Source organism: Nonomuraea sp. ATR24 (genome assembly GCF_041950485.1).
Lineage (GTDB): Bacteria > Actinomycetota > Actinomycetes > Streptosporangiales > Streptosporangiaceae > Nonomuraea > Nonomuraea ceibae.
Map to the genome: position 1 here is coordinate 404,415 of NZ_JBGNUU010000002.1, position 13,685 is coordinate 418,099.

The 13,685-nt window shown below is 74.6% G+C and carries 10 protein-coding genes; 5 read left to right on the forward strand and 5 right to left on the reverse strand.

Annotated elements, in window-relative coordinates; translation table 11 throughout:
• Positions 1–28: 28 nt before the first annotated feature.
• Complete coding sequence (locus ACBI99_RS05815) at positions 29–1,354, reverse strand: helix-turn-helix domain-containing protein (protein ID WP_375071806.1); 1,326 nt, start codon at positions 1,352–1,354, stop codon at positions 29–31.
• Positions 1,355–1,374: 20 nt separating this feature from the next.
• On the opposite strand from ACBI99_RS05815, the gene ACBI99_RS05820 reads away from it, so the two are divergent.
• Positions 1,375–1,509, forward strand: a complete 135-nt coding sequence (locus ACBI99_RS05820) for a hypothetical protein (protein ID WP_281427312.1) — start codon at positions 1,375–1,377, stop codon at positions 1,507–1,509.
• A gap of 243 nt (positions 1,510–1,752) precedes the next feature.
• Positions 1,753–4,695 carry an AfsR/SARP family transcriptional regulator gene (locus tag ACBI99_RS05825; RefSeq protein WP_219510872.1) on the forward strand — a complete coding sequence of 981 codons (2,943 nt, stop codon included), beginning with the start codon at positions 1,753–1,755 and terminating at the stop codon, positions 4,693–4,695.
• Here ACBI99_RS05825 and ACBI99_RS05830 read toward each other — a convergent pair.
• Positions 4,682–6,550 (reverse strand): PucR family transcriptional regulator, encoded by a 1,869-nt coding sequence (locus ACBI99_RS05830; protein ID WP_375071807.1) that lies wholly within the window; start codon positions 6,548–6,550, stop codon positions 4,682–4,684. The two genes, ACBI99_RS05825 and ACBI99_RS05830, sit on opposite strands and share 14 nt — an antisense overlap.
• A 110-nt stretch (positions 6,551–6,660) precedes the next feature.
• Between ACBI99_RS05830 and ACBI99_RS05835 the strand changes: the two genes are divergently transcribed.
• The 3 genes from ACBI99_RS05835 to ACBI99_RS05845 are packed head-to-tail and all read left to right on the forward strand — an operon-like array spanning position 6,661 to position 10,508.
• Positions 6,661–8,835 (forward strand): xanthine dehydrogenase family protein molybdopterin-binding subunit, encoded by a 2,175-nt coding sequence (locus ACBI99_RS05835; protein WP_375071808.1) that lies wholly within the window; start codon positions 6,661–6,663, stop codon positions 8,833–8,835.
• On the forward strand, positions 8,835–9,068 hold the full coding sequence (locus tag ACBI99_RS05840; protein ID WP_219518917.1) for an EF-hand domain-containing protein: 234 nt from the start codon (positions 8,835–8,837) through the stop codon (positions 9,066–9,068). Before ACBI99_RS05835 ends, ACBI99_RS05840 begins: the two co-directional genes overlap by 1 nt.
• Before the next feature lie 60 nt (positions 9,069–9,128).
• Positions 9,129–10,508, forward strand: a complete 1,380-nt coding sequence (locus ACBI99_RS05845; RefSeq protein WP_219518920.1) for an NCS2 family permease — start codon at positions 9,129–9,131, stop codon at positions 10,506–10,508.
• Here ACBI99_RS05845 and ACBI99_RS05850 read toward each other — a convergent pair.
• The 3 genes from ACBI99_RS05850 to ACBI99_RS05860 all read right to left on the reverse strand — a co-directional run bounded on the left by ACBI99_RS05850 (position 10,505) and on the right by ACBI99_RS05860 (position 13,674).
• Positions 10,505–11,380, reverse strand: a complete 876-nt coding sequence (locus ACBI99_RS05850) for an excalibur calcium-binding domain-containing protein (RefSeq protein ID WP_375071809.1) — start codon at positions 11,378–11,380, stop codon at positions 10,505–10,507. The genes ACBI99_RS05845 and ACBI99_RS05850 overlap by 4 nt on opposite strands.
• 138 nt (positions 11,381–11,518) lie before the next feature.
• Complete coding sequence (locus ACBI99_RS05855) at positions 11,519–12,871, reverse strand: hypothetical protein (protein WP_375071810.1); 1,353 nt, start codon at positions 12,869–12,871, stop codon at positions 11,519–11,521.
• Complete coding sequence (locus tag ACBI99_RS05860) at positions 12,865–13,674, reverse strand: ABC transporter ATP-binding protein (protein ID WP_219518929.1); 810 nt, start codon at positions 13,672–13,674, stop codon at positions 12,865–12,867. The genes ACBI99_RS05855 and ACBI99_RS05860 overlap by 7 nt, the downstream gene beginning before the upstream one ends.
• Positions 13,675–13,685: the final 11 nt, after the last annotated feature.

Below are 13,685 nucleotides of genomic sequence, written 5' to 3' on the forward strand. Positions count from 1 at the left end.
ACGCCGCCGCCCGGTCCGGACTCCGCCGTTACAATCCCGCGCAGGCGAGCGCACGGCGGTAGAGGTCGGCGCTGCCCTCGGCGTCGCCGAGGACCTCCATCGTCTCGGCGGCCGCGTACCAGGTGCGGGCGGCGCGGCGGGAGTCGGGCAGCGGCTCCAGCCAGTCGCGCACCCCGCGCAGCTCGGCCTCGGCCTCGGCCTGCCTGCCGAGCGCGCCCTTGGCGCGGCTGAGCAGCAGGTGCGCCTCGGCCTCCAGGGCCCTGGAGTTGCCCGCCATCAGCGCCTGGCCGGCCTCGCCGTGGACGATCGCCTGCTCGTGGTCGCCGGCGATGAGGGCGGCGCGGGCCAGCTCGACCTCGCTGTTGGCGCGGTCGGTGGTGCTGGCGGAGGTCTGGGCGAGCTCCTGGCGGGCGCGCAGCAGCGCCTGGCGCGCCTCCTCGACGGCGGTGGGGCGCAGCCGCAGCAGCATGCTCGCGTACGCCATGCGGATGCGGGCGCTGTTGCGCGGCTGGCCGTTCTCCGTCTGGACGGCCAGGGCGCGCTCGGCCAGGCTCAGCGACTCCTCGCCGTGGCCGGTGCTCTCGGCGACCAGGGCGGCGTTCCAGTAGGCGGCGACGGTGGCCCTGGGGGTGTTGAGCATGTCGGCGGCGTTGAGCAGCTCGCCGGCGAACTGGCGGGCGCGCAGCAGGTCGCCGCTGTCGAGGTAGGCGGCCAGCAGCGTCGCGCCGAACTCGACGAGCGCGTCTGACCAGGCCGGCCGGGCCGGGCCGCCGAGGATGTCCTCGCCGACCTTGACCGCCTCGCTGAGCCGGTCGCTGACGCGGTAGGCGCGGCACAGGGCGATGGCGACCTCGATGCGGCGCTCCGGGCTGAGCTCCTCGGCCTGGAGGCGGCGGAGGATGGAGATCGCCTCGTCAAGGTCACCGCACGCCTCGACGGCGAGCGCCAGGCCGTATTCGGTGTCTTGACGCAGCGCCGTCAGACCTGTCAGGTTATTGTTCTCCAGCAGCTCGGCGAAGCGCGTGCGAGCCTCGCGAACCTCTCCGTTCTCGAGGGCGAGCCTCGCGTAACCGAGTGCGAGTTCGATATCTTCCATCTGCTCGGCAGTCACGCCATTGAGCAGATAGGAGAGCGAACAGTCCAGCTTCTGAGCGAGCAGCTCCAGCACCGAAGGGGTGGGAGTACGTTTGCCGCTCTCGATCAAGGAAACGTAGCTGTCCGACAATTCAGGGTGCGCGAGCTGTGCCTGCGACATGCCGCGCTGTCGCCGGACCGTCTTGATACGGAGTCCGACCAGGTCTGATGTGGTCACAGCCGCTGCTCCCTGAGATGATGATGTCCAAGCAACGCACACCGCCCGAGGGAGAACCCCCCATGCGCACACGTCTTGCCCTGACCGCACTTACCGCCATCTTCACGGCCGTTGTGGCCGTTGGCAGCAATGGTACGACCGTGGTGGCCGAAACGTCTCCTGCCATCGCGCATTTCGAGGTCTCGCCCTGCTGCTGACCCCCGAGGGCTCCCGCTCTCACGAGTCTACGCAACGGCCCGGGAGATGCCGCCTTCCGCACAAGGAGGCGTCTTCCGGGCCCGCGAACAGCACCGGGAGGCCGTCCGGACACCTCGGACGCCCCCGCATCACGCACAGCCCCCTCAAGCTAGACGATAGTTCTATATTTCTTCTACAGAGCTTCTAGTCGCCCCTTCCAGGACGATCCGGATCACGCAGCGTCGCACGCGGGGAGATCGCTCATGGCCGAGCACGTCCGCATCCGGCTCCTCGGTCCGGTCGCGGCGTTACGCGGCGCCGCCGCCGTCGACCCCGGCTCACCGCGCCAGCGCGCCGTCCTCGCCGTCCTCGCCTCCCACCCCGGGCAGGTAGTGCCGATCCCCCGCCTCGTCGAGAGCCTGTGGGGCGAGCACCCTCCGCGCAGCGCCGAGCAGAGCGTCTACACGTACGTGGCCGGGCTCAGGCGCGCCCTGGAGCCGTCCAGGAAGCAGCACCGCCACTCCGAGCTGCTGGTCGGCGGCGGTGGCGGCTACCGGCTGGAGGTCGAGGCGCGCCACGTCGACGCCGTCGCCTTCGCCGGCCACGTCGAGTCGGCCCGGCTGGCGATGCGCCGCGACGGCGCCGCCGAGGCGCTGACCAGCCTGGAGGAGGCGCTGTCGCTGTGGCACGGCGACCCGCTGACGGGCGTGCCCGGCCCCTTCGCCGACGCCGAGCGCGCCCGGCTGGCCGAGCTGCGCCTGACCGCCGCGGAGCGGCACGCCGAGGCCCTGCTCGGGCTCGGCCGCCCGCACGACGCGCTCCCGCCGCTGCGCGACCTGACCCGCCGCCACCCGATCCGCGAACGGCTGCGCGAGCTGCTCGTCCTGGCCCTGCTGCGCAGCGGCAACCGGGCCGAGGCGCTGGAGGTCTACAACGAGGGCGGCCGCATCCTGCGCGAGGAGCTGGGCGTCGACCCGGGCGCCGCCCTGCGCGCCGCCTACGAGCTGGCCCTGCGCGAGCCCGGCCCGGCCCCCGCAGCGCCCCCGCCCGGCCGGTCCCGCTCCCCCGAGGCCGCCCCCGCGGCGGGACGCATGCCGGTGGTGCCCCGGGAGCTGCCGCGCGATCTGGGCGGGTTCGTGGGCAGACGGCTGGAGATCATCCGCATCCAGACGCACCTGGCCCCCTGGGACGGCTCCGCGCCCAGCCCCCTGGTCGTCATCTCCGGCCCGCCCGGCGTGGGCAAGTCCGCGCTGGCCGCCCGGGTCGCCGCGATGGTGAAGGACCGCTTTCCCGACGGGCAGCTGTACGTGAACCTGCGCGGCGCCACGACCGGGATGCCGGGGCTGGAGCCGCTGGAGGTGCTCGGCCGGTTCCTGCGGGCGCTCGGCGCCGCCGGCGACGCCGTGCCCGCCGACGTGGACGAGGCCGCCGCGGCCTGGCGCAGCCGCATGGCGGGCCGGCGCATGCTGGTCCTGCTGGACGACGCCGCCGGGCTGCCGCAGATCCAGCCGCTGCTGTCGGCGCCGCGCGGCACCGCGATCCTCGTGACGAGCCGCGAGAGCCTGGCCGCGGGCGACGACTCCGTGCGGATCCACCTGCCCCGGATGGCCGGCCCCGAGGCCGCCGCCGTGCTGTCCACGCTGGCCGGCGCGCAGCGGATCACCGCCGACCCCGAGCAGACGGCCCGGCTCGTACGCTTCTGCGACGGGCTGCCGCTGGCCCTGCGGATCGCCGGCGCCCGCCTGGCCGACCGGCCCGACTGGAGCGTGGCCGCGCTCAACGCCCGGCTCGGCGACGAGCGCAGGCGGCTGCACGAGCTGGAGGCCGGCGAGCTCGCCGTCCGCTCCAGCCTGGCCGCGAGCTGGAACGCGCTGGCCCGCAGCGCCAGGCCGCTCGACCGGCTGGCCGCCCGCACGCTCGCCCTGATCGGCCTGCCGCACGTGCACGACATCACCGCCGAGGCCGCCGCCGCCCTGCTCGGCACCGGCGTCCTGGAGGCCGAACGCGCGCTGGAGCGGCTGGTCGACGCCCACCTCCTCGACCAGTCCGGCTCCGACCCGGCCGCGCCGCCCCGCTACCAGCTCCACGACCTCGTCCGCATCTTCGCCGCCGAGCTGACCTGCGGCCCCGCCGGGCCCGCCGACACCCACGCCGCGCCCGGGCGGCTGTCACCCGGCGAGGCGGCCGCCGCGCTGGCCCGCGTGCTGGGCCACTGGATCGCCTCGGCCCGCCTGGCCAGCACCACCATGGACCCGCACCGCGTCCAGCCCGACGGGCCCGAGCTCGACCCCGTCGACGCGACCCCGCACCACGTGGGCGACGCCGACGAGGCCCGCGACTGGCTCGCCCGCGAGGAGCCCAACCTCGTCGCCGCCGCGGCCCAGGCCATGGCGTGCCCCGACGAGCGGCTCGCCAGACTCGGCGTGGCCCTCGTCTTCTCCCTCCAGTGGTACCTGCACGGCGCGCACGACTCGGCCAACCTCATCGCGCTCAACCGTGAGGCGCTGCGGGTCAGCCGGCGGCTCGGCGACCGGCTGAGCACCTACCACGCGCTCGGCCACCTCGCCGGCGGGCTCAGCTTCCAGCGCCGCACCGCCGAGGCCGTCGAGCACCTGCGCGCCCAGCTCGTCCTCGCCCGCGAGCTGGGCGACCGCTTCAGCGAGCAGCGGACGCTCGGCAACCTCGCCAACACCTTCCTGGTACGGCGCGCGTACCGCGAATGCCTGAGCCACGCCCGCGCCCAGCTCGCCCTGGCCAGGGAGATCGGCTCCCAGGTGGGCGAGCGGTACGCGCTCATCATGCTCGGCACCGCCCGCCACGGCCTCGGCCGCTCCGCCGAGGCGCGCCAGGCCCTGACCGAGGCGCTGGCCAGTGCGCGGCGGGTCGGCGACATCAGCCACGAAGGGCTCGTCCAGACGGTGCTCGGCGAGATCTTCCTCGACGAGGGCGAACCGGCGGCTGCGCTGGAGCCGCTGCGGCAGGCGCTCGGGCTGCGCCGGGCGAGCTGGTTCCGGATCGGCCAGCTCCGCTGCCTCGTCCGCCTGTCGCAGGCGCACCGGGCGCTCGGCGCGCCCCGGGCGGCGCTGCCGTACGTCACCGAGGCGCTGCCCCTGGCCGTGGAGCTGGGCAACCCCGAGTGGCTGGTCATCACCGAGGAGGAGCACGCCGCCGTGCACGCGCTCCTCGGCGCGGTCACCCCGCCCTGAGCGCCAGGAAGAAGTCGACCCGGTCGGCCATCGTCGACAGGTCCCTGCCCGTCAGGTCCTCCACCCGCTTCACCCGGTAGCGGACCGTGTTGACGTGCACGTGCATCCGCGCGGCGCAGGCGTTCCACGAGCCGGCGCAGTCCAGGAACGCGCGCAGCGTCGCCACCAGCTCCGACTGGTGCCGGGCGTCGTACTCCAGCACCGGGCCCAGCAGGCGGGCGGCGAACGAGCTCCGCACCTCGCCCGGCACCGTCGCCAGGAGCAGCGCGTGCGTGTAGATCTCGTCGCTGGTGACCACGCCGCCGCCGCGCGCCGCCGCCAGCCGCCTGGCGTGCCCGGCCTCCTCGACACCGCCCCTGAGCGCCGCCGCCCCCGTCAGCTCCCCGCTCACCCCGGCGCACACCCGCACGCCGGGCAGCGCCCCCAGCACCTCCGCCCCGGCCCGCACCCGCGCCGCCACCTCCCCGGCGCTCCGCCCCCGCAACGGCACCACGGCCACGGCCCCCTCCTCCCCCGCGACCGCCACCACCTCCCACCCCAGCAACCCCTCCAACACCGCCACCTCAACCCCAAACCCGCCCTCCCCATAAGGAGCACGAGCAGCCGAACCGGCACCCCCAACGGAAGCGCCCACCCCTCCGGAGGGCACACCACCAGCGGCGGGCGCGCCCCCGACGGGCAGCTCGGCCCCGGCGGAACCGCCGACCCCTACGGGAGCGGCACCGCCACGGGTGCCAACCCCCTCCCCGGAAAGCGCGCCACCAGCGGCGGGGGCGCCCTCAGCGGGAGCGCCCACCCTCCCGGGGGCGGTACCGCCACGGGCGCCGGCCCCGTCCCGAGAAGGCGCGCCACCGGCGGGGAGCGCGCCGCCACCGGTGGAGGGCGCCGCATCGGTAGGGGTGGTTGTCGGCCTGGGGGCCGTTGTCGGTCTGGGGGTGGTGCCGGTTCTGGGGAGCGCGCCGTCGGTGGGCGGGTCGGGGTGGGGGCTGGGGTGGGTGGTGGTGGAGATGATCGTGTAGGGCTCGGCGGGGTCGAGGGCGCAGGTGCGGAGGCGGGCGGTGAGGTCGGCGGGGTCGGCGCCCGTGAGGGCGGCGGTGACGAGCTGGGCGGCGAGCCTGCGTTCGACGCGGCGCCCTTCCTCCATGCGGGCCCGCTCCAGCGCCACGAAGGCGGCCAGTTCGTAGCCGAGGTCGGCCCGGTCGAGCAGGTCGCCGTCGCAGGCGAGGGCCCAGGCGGCGGCCCGGGGCCCGCGTCCGGCGGCGAAGAGCGTGTGCCCGCCGGCCAGGCAGGGCAGCCGGGGCGCGGTGAGGAAGGCGCGCGCGAGCCGTACGGGGTCGTCGGGGGCGCCGGCGACGACCTGGCCGGTGGCGGAGACGACGGCGCCGGTGACGCCGAGTTCGGCGGCGGTGAGGGCGAACAGTTCGGGCAGCCCGGCGCCTTCGGCGACGGCGGCGACGAGCCGCCGGTGGCGGCCGAGGGCGTCGCGGGCGTCGCCTGAGAGGCGGGGGGCGACGAGCTCGGCGAGGGTGCGGAAGGAGGTCTCGGTGGGCACGTCGAGCAGCGGCAGCCCGGCTTCGCGGCAGGCGTCGACGAGGTCGGCGGGGACGTGCCCGAGCCGGGCCTGGCCGGCGCCGAGCGCGGCGACCCCGGCGTCGGCGAGGGCGGTGACGAAGGGGCGGGAGTCGGCGGCGGTGTGCCACCACATGAGGCCGGTGAGCACGAGTTCGCCGCCGGACAGGTAGCGGCCGGGCTCGGGCAGGTCGGTGATGTGGACGGTGCCGAACTCGCGCCCGGCGTCGCCGGTGAGCAGCGTCAGCCGCAGCTCCTCCATGGCCAGCAGATCGCATATCCGCACTTGGAGGAATATACAAGGCGGCCGGTGAACCGCTTACCGTGATTTCACTCCGCGCGCATTCCGGGGCCGGTCGGCCGGTGCTCTACTCGAAGGATGACGGAGCTCGGACGATGACGGAGACGGCACGGGCGTCGCGGCACGGCGTGGGCGAGAGCGCGCGGCGGCCCGACGCGGCGCTGAAGGTGCGGGGCGAGTTCGCGTACGCGTCGGACCTGTGGCTGGAGGGCATGGTGTGGGGCGCGACGCTGCGCAGCCCGCATCCGTCGGCGTGGATCCGGTCGATCGACGTGGGCCCGGCGCTGGCGATCCCGGGCGTGCGGGCGGTGCTGACGCACGAGGACGTGCCGGGCGAGAAGTTCTACGGCCTGGAGCGCAGGGACCAGCCGGTGCTCGCCATCGACCAGGTGCGTTATCAGGGCGAGCCGGTGGCGCTGGTGGCCGCCGACCATCCGGAGACGGCGCGGCGGGCGGTGGCGGCGATCCGGGTGGACTACGAGCCGCGCCCGGCGGTGACGGATCCGCGTGAGTCGCGGGAGTTCGTCAGGAGCCAGCCGGTGGTGAAGGGCGACACGTTCGAGGCGGAGGTCGTGGTCACCGGCGAGTACGAGGTGGGCATGCAGGACCAGGCGTTCCTGGGCCCGGAGTCGGGGCTGGCGGTGCCCGCGGACGACGGCGGCGTGGACCTGTTCATCGCCACGCAGTGGCTGCACGTGGACCGCGACCAGCTCGCGCCCTGCCTGGGGCTGCCGCCGGAGAAGGTGCGGCTGACGCTGTCGGGGGTGGGCGGCGCGTTCGGGGCCAGGGAGGACCTGTCGATGCAGGTCCACGCGTGCATGCTGGCGCTGCGGCTGGACCGGCCCGTCAAGATCGTGTACGGGCGGGAGGAGTCGTTCTTCGGGCACGTGCACCGGCATCCGGCGCGGATGCGCTACGAGCACGGCGCCACGCGCGACGGCCGGCTCGTCTACGTCAAGGCCGACATCCTGCTCGACGGCGGCGCCTACTGCTCCTCCTCCCCCGCGGTCGTGGGCAACGCGGCGTCGCTGGGGGCGGGCCCGTACGAGGTGCCGAACGTGCGGGTGCGGGCGACCGGCGTCTACACGAACAACCCGCCGTGCGGGGCGATGCGCGGGTTCGGCGCGGTGCAGGCGTGTTACGCGTACGAGTCGCAGATGGACCGGCTGGCGGAGGCGTGCGGGCTGTCGCCGGTGGAGATCCGGGTGCGCAACGCCGTCTCGCAGGGATCGGCGCTGATCACCGGCCAGGTGATCGACTCACCGGCGCCGCTGGCGGAGATGCTGCGCGAGCTCGAACGCTTCCCGCTCCCGCCGCCCGCCGGGAGCGACCTGCGCGGGCTGCCGGGCGGGGTGTCGCAGACCACGCACGGGGAGTCGGTGCGGCGCGGCGTCGGCTACGGGGTGGGCATCAAGAACATCTGCTTCTCGGAGGGCTTCGACGACTTCTCCACGGCGCGGGTGCGGGCGGAGCTGGTCGGCGGGGAGCCGCACGTCACCGTGCACACGGCCGCCGCCGAGGTGGGGCAGGGGCTGGTGACGATCCAGGCGCAGATCGCCCGGACGGAGCTGGGCGTGGACGACGTGACGGTGGCGACGGCCGACACGTCGGTGGGCTCGGCGGGCTCGTCGTCGGCGTCGCGGCAGTCGTACGTGACGGGCGGGGCGGTGCGGGAGGCGTGCCGGGCGGTGCGGGAGCGGTTCGGCGGGCTGCCGGCGCGGGAGGCGCTGGCGCTGTTCGGGCCGATCGAGGAGACGCGCGAGTACCGGCACCGGCCGACGTACCCGCTGGACCCGGCGACGGGGCAGGGCGACTCCCACACGCAGCTCGCGCTGTGCGTGCACCGGGCGGTGGTGGACGTGGACGTGGAGCTGGGCCTGGTCAAGGTGGTGGAGCTGGCGGCGGTGCAGGACGTGGGCCGGATCCTGAACCCGCAGGCGCTGGAGGGCCAGATCCACGGCGGTTCGGCGCAGGGGCTGGGGCTGGCGCTGATGGAGGAGATCCGGGTGCGTGACGGCGTGGTGCTGAACCCGTCGTTCACCGACTACCTGATCCCCACCATTCTCGACATGCCGCCCATGACGATGAAAATCCTGGAAAATCCGGACCCGGCCGCGCCGTACGGATTGCGCGGCGCAGGCGAGCCTCCGACGCTTTCCTCCACCCCGGCGATCGCGTCGGCGGTGCGCGCGGCGACCGGGCTCCGGTTGACGCGCGTTCCGATCAGACCCGAAGATATCGCCTTGGTTCAAGACGGGGAGGGATCCTGATGACGGACGCGCGTGAAGCGGCCAAGGCGGAGTTCACACGGTTCGACGCCGACGGCGACGGCCTGCTGACGGCCGAGGAGATCCGGAAGGCCAACGACGCCCTGGGCGGGCTCGGCGCCTCCGAGGCGGAGATCGAGGCGTTCATCGCCTCGGCCGACCGCGACGGCGACGGCCGGATCGGGCTGGAGGAGTTCGCCGGCCTGGTCGGCGGCGGGCGGCACGAGCAGGCGTGATCACGTCCCCCGCCGGGTAGGCCACCCGGCACTCCCCCTTGATCGCGAAGGGGGTTGGCGGTGCTCGACAGGTTCTTCGAGCTGTCCGGGCGGGGGACCACCGTCGGCCGTGAGGTGCGTGGCGGCGTCACGACCTTCATGGCGATGGCGTACATCATCCTGCTCAACCCGATCATCCTGGCGGGCGCGCAGGACGTCACCGGCGCGAAGCTGACGATCGCGCAGCTCACCACCTCGACGGCGCTCGCGGCGGCCATCTCGACGCTGCTCATGGCGGTGGTCGGCAACGCGCCGTTCGGCCTGGCGGCCGGGCTGGGGCTGAACGCGGTGGTCGCCTACCAGGCGGCGCCCTTCATGACGTGGGCGCAGGCGATGGGCCTGGTCGTGCTCGAAGGCTTCGTCATCATCCTGCTGGCCGTCACCGGGCTGCGCACCCTGATCATGAACGCGATCCCGCTCGCGCTCAAGCACGCCATCAGCGTCGGCATCGGGCTGTTCATCGCCCTGATCGGGCTGGTCGACGCCGGGTTCGTCGCGGCGGGCAGCGGCACGCCGGTGCAGCTCGGCGCCACCGGCCACCTCACGGGCTGGCCGGTCGCGGTGTTCTGCTTCGGCCTGCTGCTGATGATCGTGCTGTATGTGCGCCGCACGCCGGCGGCCATCCTGATCAGCATCGCGGTGACGGCGGCCCTGGCCGTGCTGGTCAACTCGGTGGCCGAGATCGAGCCGGGCGCGTGGGGCGTGGTGACGCCGCACCTGCCCGAGCGGCTGATCGCGGCGCCCGACTTCGGGCTGGTGGGGCAGTTCGACCTGTTCGGCGGGTTCGCCAGGGCGGGCGTGGTGACGGCGACCGTGGTGCTGTTCACGCTGGTGCTGTCCGGGTTCTTCGACGCGATGGGCACGATCATCGGTGTCAGCGACGAGGCCGGGATGGTGGACCAGGTCGGGCGGGTGCCCCGGCTGGGCCGCATCCTCACGGTCGACGGCGTCGCCGGCGTGGTGGGCGGCGTGTCGAGCTCGTCGGCGAACACGGTGTTCGTCGAGTCGGCCGCCGGTGTCGGCGAGGGCGCGCGGACCGGCCTGGCCAGCGTCTTCACCGGGGCGCTGCTGGCGCTGACGCTGCTGTTCACGCCGCTGGCCGCCGTGGTGCCCGCCGCCGCTGCCGCCCCGGCGCTGGTGCTGGTCGGGGCGCTGATGATGACGCAGAGCCGGAACGTGCCGTGGCAGGACCTGGAGCTGGCGGTGCCGGCGTTCCTGACGATCGCGCTGATGCCGTTCACGTACTCGATCACCAACGGGGTGGGAGCCGGGGTGATCTCGTACACGCTGATCAAGGCGGCTCGGGGCAAGTTCGCCGAGATCCCGTGGCTGCTGTGGATCGTGTCGCTGGTGTTCCTGGCCTACTTCGGGATCAACGGGCTGGAGGAGCTGTTCGGCTAGCGGATGTCGCCGGAGTTGCAGGCGATGCCGTTGCCGTCGACGTCGGTGTACCACTCGTACTCGGCGCGGAAGCCCTTGCTGTAGGGGCCGTAGCCGCGCGCGACGGCCTCCTTGCAGCTGTCGAACTTGGGGTCGAGGGCGCCGTCGGCGGCCGGGTTGCCGGTGTTCGGCCGGCCGGTGTCGGGCTGGCCGGTGTTCGGTTGACCCGTGTTGGGCTGGCCCGTGTCCGGCTGACCGGTGGTGGGCTGGCCGGTGTCCGGGGGCGTGGTGGCCGGAGGGGCGGTGGCCGGGGGCGCCGTGGAGCCCGCCAGGCGGGCCGCCAGGGTCTCGGCCTCCGCCTTGGCGAAGCCGACGATGCTCAGGCTGTCGCCGTCCATCGCCTGCGTGACGATCGGCGCGGCGACCACCGTCCGCGGCACCAGCACGACCGCCACCTGCCGCTGGTCGGTGACCTGCTCGTCGATGAGGTCGACGAGCTTCTGCTTGAACGCCGGCGCGACGGCGATGCGGACCGAGTAGGTGCCGTCGGCCTCACGGATGGCCTCGATCTCCTGCACGGCGTTGACCGTGACGCCGTCCTCCAGCAGGTAGCACGTGGTCTGCGTGTCGTCGAGCGCGGCCTCCTCACCCGGGCAGGGGGCGGCCTTGGTCTCGCGCACCGGGGCGAAGTGGATGGGCGTCGGCAGCCGCTGCGGCGGGGCGCCGCCGAGGAACGGGCTGTCGGGGCTGCGGGTCATCAGGACGGCGATGGTGCCCAGCACGCCCGCGATCAGCACGACCAGGACGAGCGAGACCGTCAGCACGACGGTGGTGAGCCTGCTGGCCCGCGGCGGCCCCGGATCGGCGGGTGGTGGCTCTTCCGGCTTGTCCAACGTTGACGACCCCATCCTGACGTCCGTGCTGCCGGTGAGCTTATCGAGGACGACCGGATGCCGGGTAATCAGCCGAATATTTCTCGCATGTCCGTCCACACCGGGCAAACGGCCGCCCGGCCGCTACGGGCGGGGTCATCACCGGCGGCCGTCCGTCAGGATGGCGAGCAGGTCACCGTCGCAGGAGAGCGCGGCCTCGCGCAGGGCCGCGACGCGGGCGCCCTGCTCCCGTTCCGGCACGGCGCGCAGTTCCGGCCACGCCTGCTCGACGAGCGCGTTGAGCTCCTGGAAGACCGGGTCGGCCGTGGGGGCGGCGACGTCGCCCATGAGCCAGCCCGCCGCCATCCTCCGCGCGGCCTCCTCGCGCAGCCGGCCGTCGAAGTCGTCGCCCCTCAGGCTGTGGCAGGACGGGGTCCCGGCCCCCGCGAGCAGGTGGCGCGTCAGCTTCTCCCCGGTGCTCCGCGCGTCGCGAACGTCGAAGTCCACGTACACGACCCCGGCGTCCCTGGCGGGCGGGTGGTGGACCGCGTCGCGCTCGGCGGACTCGCGCACCTGGCGGGGCGGGCCGGGCAGCCGGGCGAGCAGCCGCAGCGCCTCCTCCCCCGGCCCGGCGACCACGGGCAGGAGGTCCTCGTGCGCCCTGGTCACGCAGACCCGGCCGGAGCACACGGGCTCGGCGGCCGCGTTGACGACGTAAACCGGCTCGGAGCCGGACGGCAGCAGCGGCAGCGCGACGGCCGCGCCGAGCACAGCCGGAAGCAGGGCGGCCGGCCGGGTGCCCGGCCGCGTGGCCGCCAGCAGCCCGAACCCGGTGGCGGCGACCCCGAGCAGCCACACCGCCTGCGCCAGGCTGACCCACCCGGACAGGTCGTGGACGAGGCTGCGCGCGTTGTCCAGCGCCGGGGCCAGATACGCGACCTTGGGCACGACCTCCTCCTGCCACAGGCCCACCACGGGGAACATGGCCAGGAGCGTCGCGATCGCCAGCGCCGGCGGCGTCAGCACGGACGGCAGCGTCCGGGCGACGCCCAGGCCCAGCCAGCCCGCCGCCACGAGCGACAGCGCCCCCACCGCCACGACGGGCGCCCAGCCCAGGTGGAAGACCCCGCCCCCGGCCGCCACCTGCACGGCCCCGACGCCGTACAGCAGCAGGTACGCCGCCACCAGCGCGATCGCCAGCGCCCCTGCGGTCGCGGCGGCGCGCTGCCAGGCGGGCCTGGGCGTGGCCGCCAGCAGCTCACCGGTGCCCGCCCGGCGGTCGCGCAACCCCTGCAGCGCCCCCGCCCCGACGACCAGCGGCAGCAGGAAGAGCAGCAGGTGACGCTCCCACAGCGCGGCCGCGCTCCACTGCGCCGTCCACCTCTCCCCGTACGCCGTCCAGGGCCCGGTGAGCCCGAACAGGAAGGCGAGGGCCACCAGCAGAAACACCGTTCCCGCCCACACCGCGATGGAGCGGCGCAGCTCGATGCGGAGGATCCGGCCGCTCACCACGCGCCCCGATCGTCGCCGGGGGCCGCCAGCAGCGCCGAGTAGCCGCGCTCGATCGGGCTGTCGCCGACGTCGCCGGGCCCGCCGGCGGCGGCGAGCCGGTCCGGCGTCCCCTGGAACACCAGCCGCCCCCGCGCCATCAGCACGACGTCCGAGCACGCGGCGGCGACGTCCTCGACCAGATGCGTGGAGACCACCACGCAGCTGTCGGCGCCGAGCACCTGCAGCAGCTCGCGCAGGCGCAGCCGCTGCGCCGGGTCGAGGCCGACGGTCGGCTCGTCCAGCAGCAGGACGCGCGGGTCGTTGACGATCGCCTGGGCGATCCCGGCCCGCCGCACCATGCCGCCCGACAGCGTCCGCATCCGGTCGTCGGCGCGGTCGGCCAGGCCCACCCGCTCGATCGCCCGCTGCACCGCGCCGGGCACCTCCCGCTTCGGCATCTCCTTCAGCCAGGCCATGTACTCGACGAACTCCCGTACGGTGAACCGCTTGTAGTAGCCGAACTCCTGCGGCAGATAGCCGATGGCGCGGCGCAGCTCCCGCCGGCCCGCCTGGGCGGAGGCGTCGGCGCCCAGCAGCGTCAGCTTCCCGCCTGCCGGGCGCAGCACCGTGGCCAGGGCCCGGATGAGAGTCGTCTTGCCCGCGCCGTTCGGGCCGAGCAGTCCGTGCACGCCCGTGCCCAGCGCCAGGTCGAGGCCGTCGACGGCCATCGTGCGCCGACCCGCCCGCACCCTCAGCCCGTCCGCCTGGATCTCCCAGGCGTACGTGGCCGGCGCGATCTCCGCCGCGCCCACCGCGCGTGTCATGAAAGTGTCCT